The 17,210-nt window shown below is 61.5% G+C and carries 16 protein-coding genes; 4 read left to right on the top strand and 12 right to left on the bottom strand.

The features are described 5' to 3' along the window. The first annotated feature begins 29 nt into the window (after positions 1-29). Positions 30-305 carry a hypothetical protein gene (locus AC4BCN_RS22960; RefSeq protein WP_490491825.1) on the top strand — a complete coding sequence of 92 codons (276 nt, stop codon included), beginning with the start codon at positions 30-32 and terminating at the stop codon, positions 303-305. Between the two features lie 230 nt (positions 306-535). Here the strand turns inward: AC4BCN_RS22960 and ftsB are convergent, their stop codons facing one another. From ftsB to pyrG, 3 genes are all read right to left on the bottom strand, one after another. Continuing rightward, complete coding sequence (gene ftsB / locus AC4BCN_RS22965; RefSeq protein WP_070221436.1) at positions 536-859, bottom strand: cell division protein FtsB; 324 nt, start codon at positions 857-859, stop codon at positions 536-538. A gap of 61 nt (positions 860-920) precedes the next feature. After that, positions 921-2,204: a phosphopyruvate hydratase gene (eno, locus tag AC4BCN_RS22970; RefSeq protein ID WP_034750709.1), complete on the bottom strand. Its 1,284-nt coding sequence runs from the start codon at positions 2,202-2,204 to the stop codon at positions 921-923. A 141-nt stretch (positions 2,205-2,345) separates the two neighbouring features. Then, the gene (gene pyrG / locus AC4BCN_RS22975) at positions 2,346-3,998 is read right to left on the bottom strand and encodes a CTP synthase (protein ID WP_072455259.1); all 1,653 of its coding nucleotides are present in this window, start codon (positions 3,996-3,998) and stop codon (positions 2,346-2,348) included. 246 nt (positions 3,999-4,244) lie between these two features. Between pyrG and AC4BCN_RS22980 the strand changes: the two genes are divergently transcribed. After that, positions 4,245-4,652 carry a PRC-barrel domain-containing protein gene (locus AC4BCN_RS22980; RefSeq protein ID WP_034750714.1) on the top strand — a complete coding sequence of 136 codons (408 nt, stop codon included), beginning with the start codon at positions 4,245-4,247 and terminating at the stop codon, positions 4,650-4,652. Positions 4,653-4,742: 90 nt separating this feature from the next. Here AC4BCN_RS22980 and AC4BCN_RS22985 read toward each other — a convergent pair whose 3' ends face one another. The 5 genes from AC4BCN_RS22985 to AC4BCN_RS23005 form a co-directional block, all read right to left on the bottom strand. Further along, positions 4,743-7,001, bottom strand: coding sequence for a TonB-dependent receptor domain-containing protein (locus AC4BCN_RS22985; protein WP_490491826.1), 2,259 nt, complete (start codon positions 6,999-7,001; stop codon positions 4,743-4,745). 30 nt (positions 7,002-7,031) lie between these two features. Then, positions 7,032-7,811, bottom strand: coding sequence for an energy transducer TonB family protein (locus AC4BCN_RS22990; RefSeq protein WP_490491827.1), 780 nt, complete (start codon positions 7,809-7,811; stop codon positions 7,032-7,034). Then, positions 7,808-8,233: a TonB system transport protein ExbD gene (gene exbD / locus AC4BCN_RS22995; RefSeq protein WP_490491828.1), complete on the bottom strand. Its 426-nt coding sequence runs from the start codon at positions 8,231-8,233 to the stop codon at positions 7,808-7,810. Before exbD ends, AC4BCN_RS22990 begins: the two co-directional genes overlap by 4 nt. 3 nt (positions 8,234-8,236) lie before the next feature. Next, on the bottom strand, positions 8,237-8,983 hold the full coding sequence (gene exbB, locus AC4BCN_RS23000) for a tonB-system energizer ExbB (RefSeq protein WP_490491829.1): 747 nt from the start codon (positions 8,981-8,983) through the stop codon (positions 8,237-8,239). A gap of 141 nt (positions 8,984-9,124) precedes the next feature. Beyond that, the gene (locus AC4BCN_RS23005; RefSeq protein WP_490491830.1) at positions 9,125-10,048 is read right to left on the bottom strand and encodes a ChaN family lipoprotein; all 924 of its coding nucleotides are present in this window, start codon (positions 10,046-10,048) and stop codon (positions 9,125-9,127) included. 177 nt (positions 10,049-10,225) lie between these two features. Here AC4BCN_RS23005 and AC4BCN_RS23010 point away from each other — a divergent pair, with 177 nt between their 5' ends. After that, positions 10,226-11,635, top strand: coding sequence for an FAD-binding oxidoreductase (locus AC4BCN_RS23010; RefSeq protein ID WP_139091525.1), 1,410 nt, complete (start codon positions 10,226-10,228; stop codon positions 11,633-11,635). Between the two features lie 77 nt (positions 11,636-11,712). On the opposite strand, the gene AC4BCN_RS23015 is transcribed toward AC4BCN_RS23010, so the two are convergent. From AC4BCN_RS23015 to AC4BCN_RS23030, 4 genes are all read right to left on the bottom strand, one after another. Continuing rightward, positions 11,713-12,186, bottom strand: coding sequence for a GNAT family N-acetyltransferase (locus AC4BCN_RS23015; protein WP_223278979.1), 474 nt, complete (start codon positions 12,184-12,186; stop codon positions 11,713-11,715). 39 nt (positions 12,187-12,225) lie between these two features. Next, positions 12,226-15,369 (bottom strand): error-prone DNA polymerase, encoded by a 3,144-nt coding sequence (locus AC4BCN_RS23020; RefSeq protein ID WP_490491831.1) that lies wholly within the window; start codon positions 15,367-15,369, stop codon positions 12,226-12,228. A gap of 174 nt (positions 15,370-15,543) precedes the next feature. After that, positions 15,544-15,894, bottom strand: a complete 351-nt coding sequence (locus AC4BCN_RS23025) for an HVO_A0114 family putative DNA-binding protein (protein ID WP_034750728.1) — start codon at positions 15,892-15,894, stop codon at positions 15,544-15,546. Further along, positions 15,891-16,256 (bottom strand): toxin-antitoxin system TumE family protein, encoded by a 366-nt coding sequence (locus AC4BCN_RS23030; RefSeq protein WP_034750731.1) that lies wholly within the window; start codon positions 16,254-16,256, stop codon positions 15,891-15,893. The genes AC4BCN_RS23025 and AC4BCN_RS23030 overlap by 4 nt, the downstream gene beginning before the upstream one ends. Positions 16,257-16,400: 144 nt before the next feature. On the opposite strand from AC4BCN_RS23030, the gene AC4BCN_RS23035 reads away from it, so the two are divergent. Next, positions 16,401-17,186 carry a PhzF family phenazine biosynthesis protein gene (locus AC4BCN_RS23035; RefSeq protein ID WP_490491832.1) on the top strand — a complete coding sequence of 262 codons (786 nt, stop codon included), beginning with the start codon at positions 16,401-16,403 and terminating at the stop codon, positions 17,184-17,186. Positions 17,187-17,210 lie beyond the last annotated feature (24 nt).

The raw sequence follows: 17,210 nt of genomic DNA on the forward strand, positions 1-17,210 counted from the left end.
TGCAACAACAGACCATTCATGGAGGGCATATGTCCACTTTTACCAACACCTACAGCAACGACAACGACAACTACTTCAGCAACCTGGGCCGCGCCACGCGCGCCTTCCTGGGCGCCCTGCTCGCTTCCAAGCCATACAGCGACCTGGCCCAAAAGGAAGTCATCGCCAGCAGCAGCGCCGACGACGAGCGCTATGTGCGCCCAAGCAAGCACGATTTCGCCCTGCTGAACTCGGAAGCGAACCGCTACGAAAAGCTGATGCCTAACTTGGCTTCAGAACTGCGTTTCCTCGCTTCGCGCGGCTAATTCAATACTGAAAGGATTTTTATATGATGATTCTCGAAACCGCACTGATAGCCGTCGCCGTCGTCGTTACCGGCATCCATTTCTACCTGATCTCGACCGGCAAGGCCCGTTTCTGACCAGCAAGCAGCAAGACAGTCGAGTATAGCAGCAGCAAGTAAGTAGTACCAGGTAGCAATAAAGCTGTGATATGTCAGCCTGGCAATCGGTCCAGGCTGGCAAGTGGGAAGTACTCAGTGCGGCGCGGCAGCGTCCACCGGCGTTTCCTGCAGTGGCGGGGTTTGGCCCTTGCGCACGATCTGCACGAAAATCTCATTCTGTTTGACCATGCCCAGCTCATAGCGGGCACGCTCCTCGACGGCGCCCGTACCATCTTTCAGGTCGCGCACTTCGGATTCGAGCTTGGCGTTTCGCGCCTTCAATTCCATATTCTTTTTATTCGCCACCGCCACTTGGGCTTCCATGTCGGCAACGCGCAGCCAGCCGCCTTTACCCAGCCAGAGGGGAAATTGGATCAGCAGCAGCAGGGCTGCCAGGGCGAGCGTAATCAGGCGCATGGGGTAGTCGGTTAACAAACCGGCCGGATATCTCCGGCCGGTCAGTGGGTTTTACATCAGCTTACTTCAGATTATAGAACGCATCGCGGCCAGGGTAGCTGGCGATGTCGCCCAGGTCTTCCTCGATACGCAGCAGCTGGTTGTACTTGGCCATGCGGTCCGAACGCGACATCGAGCCCGTCTTGATCTGCAGGGCGTTCGTGGCAACGGCGATATCGGCGATGGTCGAGTCTTCCGTTTCGCCCGAGCGGTGCGAAATAACGGCCGTGTAGCCGGCGCGCTTGGCCATTTCGATGGCGGCGAACGTTTCCGTCAGGGTGCCGATCTGGTTGATCTTGATCAGGATCGAATTGGCGATGCCTTTCGAGATGCCTTCTTTCAGGATCTTGGTGTTGGTGACATACAGGTCGTCGCCGACCAGTTGCACTTTCTTGCCCAGTTCCGCCGTCAGGATCGCCCAGCCGTCCCAGTCGCCTTCGTGCATCGCGTCTTCGATCGAGATGATCGGGTACTTGTCGCACCAGGTCGCCAGCAGGTTGGTGAACTCGGTGGCCGTCAGGCTCAGGCCTTCGCCTTCCATTTCGTACTTGCCGTTCTTGTAGAACTCGGACGCGGCGCAATCGAGGCCGATGGCGATCTGCGTGCCTGGCTCGTAGCCTGCTTCTTCGATGGCCTGGATGATCAGCTTGATGGCTTCTTCATGGTTAGCCAAGGATGGCGCGAAACCGCCTTCGTCGCCCACATTGGTGTTCAGGCCCTTCTTGTGCAGGATCTTTTTCAGCGTGTGGAACACTTCCGCGCCGTAGCGGACGGCTTCCTTGAACGACGGAGCGCCCACGGGAATGATCATGAATTCCTGGATGTCCAGGTTGTTGTCGGCGTGTGCGCCGCCGTTGATGACGTTCATCATCGGCACTGGCATCTGCATGGCGCCCGAACCGCCGAAATAGCGGTACAGCGGCAAGCCCGCTTCTTCGGCGGCAGCCTTGGCAACGGCCATGGAGACGGCCAGGATGGCGTTAGCGCCCAGGCGCGATTTGTTTTCCGTGCCGTCCAGGTCGATCAGGGTACGGTCCAGGAAAGCCTGTTCATTGGCGTCCAGGCCCATGATGGCTTCGGAGATTTCGGTATTGATGTTTTCGCATGCTTGCAGCACGCCCTTGCCGAAGTAGCGCTTGGCGTCGCCATCGCGCAATTCCACGGCTTCGCGCGAACCGGTCGAGGCACCCGACGGTACGGCCGCACGGCCCATCACGCCCGATTCCAGCAACACATCGCATTCGACGGTCGGGTTACCGCGCGAGTCCAGGATTTCGCGACCGATAATATCAACAATAGCACTCATGTCATTCTCCAAAGTTAAGCGTAACAGGGGGCTGCACACTGCGTTCTGATGCGCAATTGCACAAAGGGGGCAAAGAAACTCCCGGCGGAGACGATCAGGCCGGGAGCTGTCTTACGGGTAATACTGTGCTGATCGACCGCGTTATTCAGCGACGGCGTTGGCTTCCTTGTGCGCCAGCGCTGCCTTGATGAACGAGGTAAACAACGGATGGCCGGTGCGTGGCGTCGATTTGAACTCAGGATGGTATTGCACGCCCATATACCATGGGTGGGCATTTTCACCCGTGCGTGGCAATTCCATGATTTCGCACAAATCTTCGCTCGGCGTACGGGCCGAAACGATCAGGCCAGCCGCTTCGACACGGGCCAGGTAGTGATTATTGGCTTCGTAGCGATGACGGTGACGCTCGGTCACCACGCTGCCGTAGATCTCGGCGGCGAGGGTGCCCGGATTGACGGCGCAGGTCTGCGCGCCCAGGCGCATGGTACCGCCCAGGTCCGAGTTTTCATCGCGCAACTCGACTTTACCATCGTGGTTTTGCCACTCATTGATCAGTGCAACGACAGGTTGATCCGTATCAAGGTCGAACTCGGTCGAATTCGCGTTCGGCATGTCTGCCTTGTTGCGCGCGTATTCGATCAGGGCCACTTGCATGCCCAGGCAGATGCCCAGGTAAGGGATCTTGTTTTCACGGGCGAACTGGGCCGCCTTGATCTTGCCTTCCACGCCGCGCTTGCCGAAGCCGCCCGGTACCAGGATGGCATCGTACTTGCCCAGGTTGTCGCAACCGGTCGTTTCGATTTCTTCCGAATCGATGTACTCGATGTTGACGCGGCTTTCCGTGTGGATGCCGGCGTGGCGCAACGCTTCGATCAGCGACTTGTACGACTCGGTCAGCTCGACATACTTGCCGACCATGCCGACGGTCACTTCCGCCTTCGGGTGTTCCATCGTGTAGATCAGCTTGCTCCAGATCGACAGGTCGGCCGGTGCGGGATCGAGGTCCAGCGCGTCGCAGATGATCTTGTCGAGGCCCTGGTCGTGCAGCATTTGCGGCACTTTGTAGATGGTGTCGACGTCCCACACGGAAATGACGGCGTCTTCCTCGATGTTCGAGAACAGCGAGATTTTCGCGCGCTCGTCTTCCGGGATGGCGCGGTCGGCGCGGCACAGCAGCGCGTTTGGCAAGATGCCGATTTCGCGCAGCTTTTGCACCGAGTGCTGGGTCGGCTTGGTTTTCAGTTCACCGGCCGAGGCGATGTAAGGCACCAGAGTCAGGTGGACGAAGGCCGTGTTCTTGCGGCCGGCGCGCAGGCTCAGCTGACGCGCCGCTTCCAGGAATGGCAACGATTCGATATCGCCGACGGTGCCGCCGATTTCGCACAGGGCCACGTCGTAGCCTTCGGCGCCACGGCGGATGTAATCCTGGATTTCATTGGTGATATGCGGAATCACCTGCACGGTCTTGCCCAGATATTCGCCCCGGCGTTCCTTGCGGATCACCGATTCATAGATCTGGCCAGTGGTGAAGTTATTCACCTTTTTCATGCGGGTGGAGATGAAGCGCTCATAGTGACCGAGATCGAGGTCGGTTTCGGCCCCGTCGTCGGTGACGAATACTTCACCGTGTTGCATAGGGCTCATCGTGCCAGGATCGACGTTGATATACGGGTCGAGCTTGAGCATGGTGACTTTAAGGCCGCGCGATTCGAGGATCGCGGCGAGGGAGGCGGCGGCAATCCCTTTTCCAAGGGAAGACACAACGCCACCAGTGACGAAGACAAATTTGGTCATTGCAGATGGTGCCGAACGGCACGTGCGGGAAATTGAAATTATACACTAAAGCCCGCCTGCGTCGCCTCCCGCGCGCGGAAATTTGCGCCAAATACCGACTATCCCTCCCCCTCCTGCTGTCTACGCACAACAAGATTGCAAGCTAGCAATAACTGAAATATTTCCAATTCCATACTTTGTGTGGGAGAGCGAACAGACCCTGCCGCACCCTGGCGGCACACTGGCATTTTCAACAGGAGGTCCATCATGAGCTACGAAGAACGCGACGCCTACGGCATGTATGTCAACCGCGGCCACAAAGGTCCCGGCCCGGAACTGATGGGTGCAGACACCCTGATCGGCGACCATGTGCACAACGCCAAGGATGAACATCTGGGCGAAATCAAGGAAATCATGATCGACATGCGCAGCGGCAAAATCGCCTACGCCGTCATGTCGCACGGCGGTGTGTTTACCATCGGCGAAAAGCTCTTCGCCGTGCCGTGGGAAGCGCTGCTGCTCGACACCGTCAACAAGCGCTTCACCCTCAACGTCGACAAGGAACGCATCGAAAATGCGCCCGGCTTCGACACGGATAACTGGCCGAACATGGCGGACCAAGCCTGGGCGACGTCGATCCACAGTTATTATGGAACGACGCCGCGCGAGTATTAAGAGCTGGCCTCATTTGGGGTCAGACCCGCCGGGGGCATGCGGCCCAATGGACCGCATGCCGATTCCAAAGGAACTGACCCCAGCTTTAAACTAGAACCGGTACTCCAGCCCTGCCACATACGTCCTGCCCCGCGCCGTACTCATCGGCGTGTTGTCCTGCGACTGCGACGGCATCGAGTTCAGACGGTTCAGCGCTTCCGAGTAATTCTTGTCCATGGCGTTCTGCACAGACAGGCGCAGGAACAGGTTTTTCGTCACCTGCCAGCTCGCATACAAATCGATCACGGCCGGGATCTTCGGATTGTCCACCTTCGCCACTTCCCCCGTCACCTCATCGGCTTCGTTGTCCGGCGACAGGCGGCGGTTCGATCCCGTGTGCTTGATGATGGCGCCCACCTCCATTTTATTGTCCAGCAAGCGCGTGCCCACATCGAGGTTGTAGTAGGTGCTGGGCAGCTCGCTGATGTCGGACGCGCCAAACCACGCGCTGGCGATCGAGGTGGGCTGGCTGGTCTTTTCACGCGTGTACGACAGCCGCGCAAAAGCCGGGCCCAGCTGGTATTGCGCTTCCAGTTCCCAGCCGCGCGTACGCACGGGCGTGGCCGAGTTGATGTAGATATACATATTGGTCACGTATTCGTCGACCGTCTCCCAGTCCGTGGCGATCACTTCCGAGATATTGCACTTGCGCCCGTTGTCACAGACGAGGAAGGATTGGCTGGTGATATAGCCGTCGATCTTGCTCTTGAAATACAAGGCCTTGAAGTTCAGCGCATCGTTGGCGCTCAGCAAACCGTGCAGGCTGGAATTGAAACCCAGCTGATAGGTCGTCGCCTTTTCTCCCTTCAAAAACGGGTTCATCGACGCCCCGCCATCGTTCGAGAAAAATACTTCCTGCGGATTCGGCCCCCGCATGGTGCGCTCGGCGCTGGCGAACGGCTGGAACCATGGCGTGACCTGCGCGGAAACGAGCAGAGAGGGATTGATGCCGTGTTCCTTCAGCGCGATATTCGCCGACCCTTGCGGGAAGCATTTCACGCGCTCGTCACAAGCCGGCTTGTAGCCCGTCAATTCAAAACGCGTGTAATTGAGCCCGGCATTGACCTGAACAATGCCGCGGTTGTATTGCAGGCCCGCATACAGGCTGTCGATCTTTTGCTTGCCGGCCGGGCCAAAGGTATTGTTTTCAATCGACTGCCGGTTGGCATCCGGATTGTCGGGATCGTCGACGAGGCTTTCCACGTGCTTGCTGTATTGATTGCGCATCAGCTTGCCGCCCACGGTCACCAGCGCGTCGCCGCCCGCCAGCTTGAAGCTGCTCGTGTTGTTGATGTCGAAGGCATCGGCACGATTGGCCGTGCTCGTGTTAACGAAATTGATCAAGGCTTCCGGCATGTATTTCTGCTTGCCGCGGCTGCTGCTGGCCGTCACATTGAGATCGATCAATTCCGAAAACGGCGTGTAGTGGTATTTCACATAGTAGTCATCGCTCCGGATATCGCGGCGCGTGAACGTATTGCGGTAATCGCGCGCCGACAATTCCAGCGCATGGAAATCGCTCAGTTTGAGGTCCAGCTTGAGCAATTGCGACTTCGGCTTTTGTTGATAGAAACGGTTGTAGCCGAAGCCGAATTCCTCGCTATCCGTGCCCTTGCCATTCTTGTAGTTGTTGCCGATCACGCTCGCGCTCGTGGCCGCCATGAAGCCGGCGCTGCCGCCATCGAAAGCAGGGTTTTTCATGGCCACGGCCAGCATGGCACTGCGCCCCACGCCATTGTTACCGGCGGACATCTTCGTGCGTGCGCCCACCTTCTCGCCCGTAAACACCACGTCATCGACGCCGATGGTGCGGAAGTTGGCGCGGCCGCCCAGCGCATTGACGCCGTCGCCACCGACGACATTACCGCGCGACACGTCCACGCCGATGATGAAATTCGGGTCGATCAGGGCGCCGAATTGGCTGCTGGGCACGCTACCATGCGCCACTTCCGACGGTGCGCTGCCATAGTAATTCTGCGTCACGCCATCGACCATGGTGTTGACCCGGCCAAAGCCGGACAGACCGCGGATGTTGACGCTGACGGCGCCCTGCGCGGGATCGATCTGGGTAAACGTGCCCGGCATGCCGCGCAGTATCTGGTCGACCGGCTGCAAGCGCGTATCGGCGCCGCGCGCACTGACGGCACCCGGTTTTTCCAGCGCCTGCTGTTCCGCCGACACAGCCTCGCCCGATACGTTCAGCGGCGAAAACACGACCTTGCCACTTTCTTGTGCCTGTTGCGCCCATCCCTGCTGCGCGAGCAAAGCCATGCAGATGCCCACGGCCTGCGTCATTGTCTTGATATGCATACACCCTCGATTTCTTATGTGATTGAAAATTCAGCTGGTGCCGTGGCCGCTCTCGGCGTCGAGCTTGAACGACACGGGCAAGGTCACTGTCACCGTGCCCTGGTGCAGGACGTTGTCGGGCGGCGCCGGCAGCGGTTGCGCGCGCTGCAGCACTTGCAGTGCTTCGCGGTCGAGCAGCACCGTGCCCGATGAGGTGACCAGTTCGCTGGCCAGCAGCTTGCCGTCGCGGTCCACCTGGAAACGCACCCAGGCGGCGCCGGCCCGCTTGCGCTGGCGCGCATCGCCCGGATAGCGCTTGAAATGGGCCAGGTGGCCGAGCACGCGGCTTTGCCAGCTGGCGGGCGCGGCATTGGTCGACGGCGTATCGCTATCGAATGGCGCCGCCTGCGGACCGCGCACGGCCGCGGGCGCCGGCGTCGCGCTGCTGCTCGCTTGCGCGGGTAATGACGCTTCCTTCGCGGCGTCCTTGCCCGGCTCCGCCGACGGACTGGTTTCTGCCTTCGCTTCTTTTTCCGCCGCGACGATCTCCGGCGCGGCGGCGCGCGCCAGCACGGGCAGCGCTTCTTGCCTGGCCGTGCTCTTTTTGGGTTGGGCGGCACTGGACGCCGCCGACTGGCGCGCCCCTGCCGCTGCCGCTTGCCGTGTTTCCGGCGACATCGCTTGCGCGGCAAATACCACCATCACGCTGGCGGGCGGCTGCGTGGGAGCGACGCTGACGGGCCGCCAGCCGGCCCACAGCAGCAGCGCCAGCACGGCGGCCACTACCAGCGACGTGGCGATGCCCCAGCTCAATATCGGACGCGGATTCACCCGCCCTCCCGGCCCACCAGGCCCACTTTCAGATAACCGGCCTGGCGCAGGGCATCCATCACGCCCAGCACATCTTCATACGCCGCTTGTTTGTCGGCCTGGAAAAACAGGGTGCGCTGGCGGTCGCCGCCCGTCTGCGCGTCGAGCAAAAGGCCCAATTGCCCGCGCGCCACGGGCGCCTCGCCCAGGTACAGGCTGCGGTCGGCTTTCAGGGAAACGAACAGGGGCTTGTCGGGGCGCGGTTCCGGCTTGGCCGTGGCGGCCGGCAAGTCGATTTTCAGGTCGACGGTGGCCAGCGGCGAGACCACCATGAAAATGATCAACAGCACCAGCATCACGTCGATGAAGGGGGTGACATTGATCTCGCAGAGTTCCGGCATGTCGGCCGTATCGTCGTCCGGCGAAGGAAACAGGGAAGCCATGGCTCAGGCCTGCTTGCGCGTGTCGAGGTCGCGGCTCAGCATCAGCAGCACTTGCGCGGAAGCGGCGCGCAGCTGCGCCTTGTACTGGTTGATGCCCCGGCTCAATACGTTATAGATGACGACGGCGGGAATCGCCGCCACCAGGCCCAGTGCGGTGGCCAGCAAGGCTTCCGCGATGCCGGGCGCGACAGTGGCCAAATTCGTGCTCTGGCTGACGGCGATGCCGATGAAACTGTTCATGATGCCCCACACGGTGCCGAACAGGCCGACGAACGGCGCCACGGCGCCGATGCTGGCGAGCAGGCCGATGCCTTGCGTCATGCTGCGTATATTGTGCGCAATCCACTGTTCCTGGCGAAAGCCGGCCCGCTCCTTCAGGGCCGCCGCCGGCGCGCTGGCGTGCGACAGCTTCAATTCCTGCTGCACATCGCCGAGCAGCTGTTGCGCCAGCACGGACGCCTCGCTCTTTGCCGCCGCGTCCGGCAAGGAAGTGGCCGTCTTCAGCACGGCAACGGCTTGCGACGCTTCGCGCCGCGCTTGCAGCAAACTGGCGCCCTTCACCAGCAAGACCACCCAGGTGGCCAGCGCGGCGACCAGCAAGCCGATGAGTACGCTTTTGACGACCTGGTCGGCAGCGAAAAACATGCCCAGCGGCGACATGTCGTGCGGCAAGGCAGACGCTTGCGCCGTGGCATGCAACACGGAAAGAACGGCGCCGCAGGTAGCGGCTTTGAGACAGGAGATACGCATGGAAGCTTCAACAGGTAACAGGCATGGCTGCGCCAACGGCGCGCACGCGCATGCAAAAAAATCGGACGAACTACCTGGCTGCTGCGAAGAAGCTTGCTGGGGGAGAATGCCGGGCTGAACGCCCGGCGGAGGTAAAACGGTTTACTTGGCGCTGGCGACGGCGGGCGCAACAACCGGCGTGAACCAGACGAAATCGGCCTGCGGCGCCTGGACGGCCGCGCCCTGCTGCGCCAGGACCAGCACCAGCGGCGCGGGGCCGCCCGTCAAGTCCTGTACGTGCAGCGGCACGCCCAGGTCCTTGTGTGCATGGTAGGCGCCGGCGATCAGCACGGCAGGCGTGGGTGCGGCCAGCAGGCGCTCGGCCATGCGGCGGTCGCGCTGCTGCTGCACCGACAGCATGGCGGCCAGGCGCGGCTCGTCGATCTGGTTGTCGTGCATGACGCGGATGATGTCTTTCAATTTGTCATGCACCTTGCCATCGTTGGCCAGGTTCGAATGCTTGCCCTGCACGGCCGGCTTGTCGATAAACATTTGCTTGATCTCGCTGCGGTCCAGGTTGGCCGACCAGACGGGATACGGCGCGCGCATCACGGTCATGACCAGGTCGCCATATTGCGCCCACTTCCAGTTCGGCTGCCAGGCCACCAGCTCGGCCACGTGTTCGGGGCGCACGACGGGGTCCGTCTGCAGCCACGGCTTGACCTTGTCCACCTTGGCTTGCTGATCCGGGTTCAGCATTTCCAGCAGCACGCTGCCTTGCGGACGCTGGCCCTGCAGTTGCTGCAACAGCCATTGCTCGATCTGGTGATGGCTGAGCTGGTCATGCTGCTCGCCCACGATGACACGCGGCGCGGCGGCCAGCTGGGCCAGCAATTGCTCGGCAGTCACGCGCTTGCCGCTGCGCAGGTCAACGATCTCGCCCAGCTGGCGCACGTCTTGCGCAGCGGCAGGTGCAACGGTGGTGGCGCCGGCACCGTTGACGGGTGCGACGCTGCCGCAGGCGCTCAGGGCCAGTACGCAGGCGGGCAGGACGGCGGCGAGGGACAGGGGGAATCTCATGGGCATGGCCTTTCGGATTGAAGCACGCATTGCAAAATAACTACTGGCGGGCATTTTAATAGAAATGATTCTCATTTACAACCACTGCGCGGCGCATCATGCGGAATTTTTTACAACTGGCAAAAATGGTGCTTCGGTGAAATCTCCAGGTGCGGGGTAAAATAAAAAAAACGGAGGACTTGCGTGAATCAAACTGACCAGTTGGCGGTACTGAAAAAACCGCTGCCAGACTCTCTTGCTGCCGTACTTTCCCTGATCTTTGCCGACCGCTTTTCCATGACGCAAGCCATGCGCGAACACCATGGCCGCGACGAGTCGAGCTATCCCCCCATGCTGCCGGACGCCGTCATCTTCGCCCATTCCACCGAGGAAGTGGCGGCCGCCGTCAAGCTGTGCAGCGCGCACGACGTGCCCATCATCGCCTACGGCAGCGGCACCTCGCTCGAAGGCCACGTGCTGGCCCTGCATGGCGGCGTGACGATTGATCTGTCGCAAATGAATCAGATGGTCGCCGTGCATGGTGAAGACTTGACGGCCACCGTACAGGCGGGCGTGACGCGCAAGCAGCTCAATGAAGAAATCCGCGACACGGGCCTGTTCTTCCCCATCGACCCGGGCGCCAATGCGTCCTTGGGCGGCATGGCCGCCACGCGCGCCTCGGGCACGAACGCCGTGCGCTACGGCACCATGCGCGAAAACGTGCTGGCCCTGACCGTGGTGACGGCCGATGGCCGCATCATCAAGACGGGAACGAGGGCGAAAAAATCGTCGGCCGGCTACGACCTGACACGCTTGTTTGTCGGCAGCGAAGGAACGTTGGGCATCATCACGGAAGTGACGGTCAAACTGTATCCGCTGCCGGAAGCAATCTCGGCGGCCGTGTGCTCGTTCCCCTGCACGGGCGACGCCGTCAGCGCCGTGATCCAGACCATCCAGATGGGTATTCCTGTGGCGCGGGTCGAGTTTCTCGATGAAAATGGCGTGAAAGCCATCAATGCCTACGACAAGATGGCGCTGCCGCAAAAGCCGCTGTTGCTGTTTGAGTTCCACGGCACGCCGGCCAGCGTGGCCGAGCAGGCACAGCTGGTGCAAGCCATCACGGCCGAACACGGCGCCAGCGATTTCGAGTGGGCCAGCCGCCCCGAAGACCGCTCGCGCCTGTGGGCCGCGCGCCACAATGCGTATTTCGCCCTGCTGCAGATGCGCCCGGGCAGCCGCGCCATTTCCACCGATTGCTGCGTACCGATTTCGCGCCTGGCCGAATGCATCCTCGCCACCAAGGCCGATTGCGAGGCGCAGGGCCTCGTCTACGCCATCATCGGCCACGTGGGCGACGGCAATTTCCACGTGCAGATGCTGGTCGACCCCGACGATCCGGCCGACATCGCCCGCGCGGAAAAGGTCAACAGCGACATGGTCACGCGCGCCATCGGCATGGACGGCACGTGCACGGGCGAGCACGGCGTGGGCATGCACAAGATGGCGTTCCTCGTGGAAGAACATGGTGTAGGCGCCATCGACACCATGCGCGCCCTCAAGCACGCGCTGGACCCGAAGAACATCATGAATCCGGGGAAGATCGTGCGCTGGTAATCAATACCAACCCAAAAAGCAAATGCAGGGGTCGTACCCTGAGGGTACGACCCCAGTCCTTGTCGTTGGGGTGATTTTTACAATTCCATGCGCATCGGCACGAAAGCGATGCCGCCCTCCTCCACCTTCGGCCCCGTGGCGACAAAGCCCAGGCTCGTGTACAGGGGCAAGGCATACAGCGAGGAGTTGACGGTAAAGGCCGTCACATCGCCCCTGGCCAGTGACGCATCGCGGGCTGCCTGCCACAAACGGCGCGCCATGCCGCGCCGGTGCAGGGCGCGCGGCACGAACATGTGGAACAGATGCGTGTTGTCGCGCATGGCCACGACGCCGGCCAGCTCGCCGCCGATATGCGCGAGCTGATACGCATAGCGCGACTGCGACAGATAGCCTTCGATGGCGGGCTGGCGGCAGTGTTCGATGAATTTTTCCGCCCCCGCGCCATCCGGATGCAGGGTCAGAAAGGGCATCAGGTCGTCGATCAGGGCAACGATGGCGGGCGCGTCGGCGACGAGGGCGGGACGCAGTGTCGGTTCGGGTGATGTTGTCATTCTTAAATAATGCCATGCCCTTGGGCAAACAAGCAATCCTCAACAAAAATCGCGGCTGCTGGTCCGCAAGCGTCCCAGCAGATGCGACATGTCGACCAGGCGCTTGGCCACCAGGTTGCGCACGATGCCCTCGCGCTGCCACACGCCGTACACGCCCAGCAACGGCGCGCTCAGCACTTCGCGCCGCTGGCTTTCCACCAGGTCGGGCCAGACGATGACGTTGACGGTGCCCGTCTCGTCTTCCAGTGTCATGAAGATCACGCCCTTTGCCGTGCCCGGCCGCTGGCGCACGGTGACGATGCCGCAGGCGCGCGCCACTTGCCCGCTCGTGTACGTCATCAGCCTAGACGCCGGCATGAAACGCTGTTCCAGCAATTGCCGGCGCAGCAGCGCCAGCGGGTGGCGGCCCAGGGTCAGGCCTTGCGCGCGGTAGTCGCTGACGATGCTCTCGCCCTCCGTCGGGGCGGCCAGCATGGGCAAGTCTTCCTCTTGCGTGGTGGCGCGCAGCAAATCCCTGTCGGGCACGGCGCCGGTCGCCTGCCACAGCGCGGCGCGCCGGTGCCCGGCCAGCGCGTGCAGCGCGTTGCCGGCGGCCAGCACCTGCAAGTCATGACGGTCCAGGCCGCCACGCAGGGCCAGGTCGGCCACGTCGATAAAGGCGGCAATGGCGCGCGCATCCTCGATACGCCGGGCGGCCTCGGCGCGCATGCCGAACAGGCTGTTCAAGCCCAGGCGCACGGCGGGCGCGGCCCCTTGCACAGTCTCTTCCAATACCGCTTCCCAGCCGCTGATGGTCACGTCGACGGGCAGCACTTGCACGCCATGCCGGCGACCATCCTGCACCAGTTGCGAGGGACTGTAAAAACCCATGGGCTGGCTGTTGAGCAAGGCGCACAGGAAGGCGGCCGGTTCGTGGCATTTCAGCCAGGAACTGGCGTACGTCAGCAGGGCGAAACTGGCCGCGTGCGACTCGGGAAAGCCGTATTCGCCAAAGCCCTCGATCTGGCTGAAGATGGCCTCGGCAAACTCTCGCTCATACTCGTTTTTGACCATCGTTTCAACGATGCGTTTCTTGTAATTGTTCATGCCGCCCTTGCGTTTCCAGGCCGCCATGGCGCGCCGCAGCTCATCGGCCTCGCCGGGGCTGAAATCGGCGGCGATGATGGCCACCTGCATCACCTGTTCCTGGAAAATGGGAATGCCAAGGGTGCGTCCCAGTGCCTTTTCCAGGCCCTTCGGGTACTCGATCGCCTCCTTTTTCTGGCGGCGCTGCAGATACGGATGCACCATGCCGCCCTGGATGGGGCCGGGGCGCACGAGCGCCACTTCGATGACGAGGTCGTAGAATTCACGGGGCCGCAGGCGCGGCAGCATGCTCATCTGCGCGCGCGACTCGATCTGGAACACGCCGATGGTGTCGGCCTCGCACATCATGTCGTAGGTGGCGGGGTCTTCGCGGGGAATATCCTGCAGGCGGAACTCCTCGCCGCGCCGCGCACCGACCAGCTCCAGGGCGCGGCGCAGGGCCGACAGCATGCCCAGCGCCAGCACATCGACCTTCATCAAGCCCAGCTCCTCGAGGTCGTTCTTGTCCCACTCGATGACGCTGCGCTCGGCCATGGTGGCGTTTTCAATCGGCACCAGGCGCGACAACTTCCCGTGCGCAATGACGAAGCCGCCCGGATGCTGCGACAGATGGCGGGGAAAGCCCAGCAGCTGCTGCGCCAGGCCGGCCCACTGCTGCGACAATGCCGCTTCCGGATCGAGCCCGCATTCGGCAAGGCGCTCCAGCAGATCGCGCTTGCCGTCGAACCAGCGGTGCGCCTTGGCCACTTTTTCCACGATGGCCAGGTCGATCCCCAGCGCGCGGCCGCTGTCGCGCAAGGCGCTTTTGGGACGGTAGCTGATCACCACGGCGGCCAGCGCGGCCCGCTCGCGTCCATATTTTCCGTAGATATATTGAATCACCTCTTCGCGCCGCTGGTGCTCGAAATCGACGTCGATGTCGGGCGGCTCGTTACGTTCGCGCGACATGAAGCGCCCGACCAGCGAATTGCCGCGTGCAGGGTCCACTTCCGTGATGTGCAGGCAATAGCAGACGGCCGAATTGGCGGCCGAGCCCCTGCCCTGGCACAGGATGTTTTGCGAACGGGCAAAGCGCACGATGTCGTACACGGTCAAAAAGTACGCTTCATACGACAGCTCGGCGATCAGTTCCAGCTCCTGCTCGATCTGCTCCTGCACGTTGGCCGGAATGCCCAGCGGAAAGCGGAGACGCGCGCCCGCATACGTTTCCTCGCGCAGATAGGTCGCCGGCGTGTGGCCGCCCGGCACCAGCTCGTCGGGATAGTCATAGCGCAGGCTGTCGAGGGAAAATTCGCACATCTTGGCAATGCGCAAGGTTTCCGCCAGCGCTTGCGGCGGATACACATTGGCCAGCCGCAGGCGCGCGCGCAAATGCTGCTCCGCATTTTGCGCCAGCGCATAGCCGCATTCGCCCACGGGCTTGCCCACGCGAATGGCGCACAAGGTGTCGAGCAAGGGCTTGCGCGAACGCACGTGCATGCACACGTGGCCGACGGCCACCACGGACAAGCCTTGCGCCTGCGCGGCCGCCTGCACGGCGCCGCGGTGCGCGTCATCCTGCGCCCGCTGCAGCAGGTTCAGGCCGATCCAGCTGCGCTCGCCGCCAAAGGTGGCCGCCATCCACGCCCCCTGCGCACGCACGGTTTCCGGCTGGGCCGGATAGCTGGGCAGCAAGATCATCAGGCAGCCGGGCAGCCCCCGCAAATGCGCAAACTCGGCCGAAGGCGCCGCAAAATCGTCGGGCGTCAGCAAATAGCGCCCCTTGGCCGCCCGCGTGCGCGCCATGGTGATCAGTTCCGACAAGTTGCCGTAACCGTCGATGTCTTGCACCAGCGCCAGCAAGGACAGGGCCGGACTGCCGTCGGCCTGCGTCAAATGAAAATGCGCGCCGATGATCAACGGAAAATCGGCCCGCTTGGCCGTCGCATGGGCACGCACGACGCCCGCCAGCGAGCACTCGTCGGTAATGGCCAGCCCCTTGTACCCAAGCTGGACGGCGCGCGCCACCAGCTCTTCAGCATGCGAGGCCCCATGCAGGAAGCTGAAATTGCTCAGACAGTACAACTCAGCATACTCGGGTAAGACGGCGCCCCACATGATCTACCTCAATACTGTATATAAACACAGTATATTATACTCATCGGGTAGCACGGGCCCCACATGATCTAGCCTCAATACTGTATAAACAAGCTATATTATACGCATGGAAGAGGTGACCGGGAAGCGCAACAGCTGTTGATTTAGAAAGTCAAAAGCTGAGAGCATGAAAAGTCAATGCGCGACAATACGAAACTCCGTTGCGGTGGCGATGGGACGAACTTGATTGCGCTCCCGTTTCAATTCCACGATGCCGTAGTTGGACATGGTTTTCAGTGTCCGCGACAGATTGCTCGGTTTACGGCCCGTTGTCTCAGCCAAGGCCGAGATGGATTCCGGTTGCGTTTCCAGAATCACGTGCAGTAATGCCCGGTTTTCGTCGCTCAGGACTTCCGCCAGCGATTTGATGGAAGTAAACCAGACTTTGGGTTCGTTCGGCTTCGGTTTATAGGTACCGCGAGCGATGGCGAGCACGCGTTCGCGGATTTTCTCTTGCGGCATGATGCCAATAAAAATCGGTTTCATTGCTTTTTTACCTCCAGCAAAATGCGGTCCACGTCAGCAAAGAAGTCATTGATCAGATGCTGCGCGTCCTTGAATTCGTATGGCACTCCCTGATCTGACGGATGCCGATGTTTATGGTCAAAAGTCACGATACGCCCCGCATATTTGAATTTCTTTGGCGGCTTGACCATATGGGCATTGTCGTAACCGAGGATGCGTTTGCCATACGGTTCGTGCAACGTCAGCGAGTAGCGTATGCCGTGGGGGATCTCATCCGATACCTTTGTCCGCCTGGCTTCTATCTTGATCCAATACCCGCCATCCTGGTCGAGTATGGAACCATCAAGGTCCAGCAATGTATCAATGGCAGGATCGATCCACATGCGGCAAAGTATATCATCAGTTGATATGCGACTTCCACGAAGGCGTCAATAAGCAGAGCCTTGTCGCTACAGGCTGACAGGATTGCAAGAGGCGTTGCGCATATTTTCGTTTATGCTCGTGTTTTACCTTATGCCTCGCCCATCATGATCGTCAACTTATTGAAATGTTTCGGCGCCGCACCCGGTGGCGGCAATGCGGCGCTGGTCGTGGAAAACGACGACAACAGCGAAACGGCGCGCCAGCAATTTGCCCGCGAACGCCAGGTCAGCGCTTGCGTCTTCCTCGACCGGCAAGCGGACGGAGGCGTCGTGCTCGACTATTTTTATCCGCACACGCGCAGTCCCCTGTACCTGCATGCCACCCTGGCGGCTGCCCATGTGCTGCTGACGGCACCTGGCGCACCGGCAGCCTTGACGGTGACCACGGCCATGCGCGGGCAAGCCTTGCAGCTGGTGCGCCGCGCGGAAGGTCTATTCATCGGCCTGGCGCAGCAGCCGGCGCCGGCCGTCATGGTGGAAAAATATGTGCCGTCGGAACTGATGGGCCAGCACATGCACTTGCTGTCGCCGCCCGTGATCGCCTCCGTCGGCAGCCCGAAGCTGCTGCTGGAAGTGGCCGACCGCACCACTCTGCGCGCACTACGGCCGAACCTGGAACTGATCGCCGACTGGAGCGCATTGCATCAGGTCAACGGCTGCTATGCATATTGCCGCACGGGCGAGCACGAGTACGAGGGACGCAACTTCAACCACCTCGACCCGGCGCTGGAAGACAGCGCCACGGGCGTCGCGGCGGGCGCGCTGTCTGCCCATTGGCAACAGTCGCTGCGCCTGCATCAGGGCCACGTGACGCAGCAGCCTTGTTTGATCGAGGTGCAATACAGCGCGCAGGCAATCTGGGTGGGCGGCATGGTGCAACGCAGCACCTGAACGGGGCATGCCGCACCAGTACAA

It is taken from the genome of Janthinobacterium sp. Bl 1 (assembly GCF_058215535.1).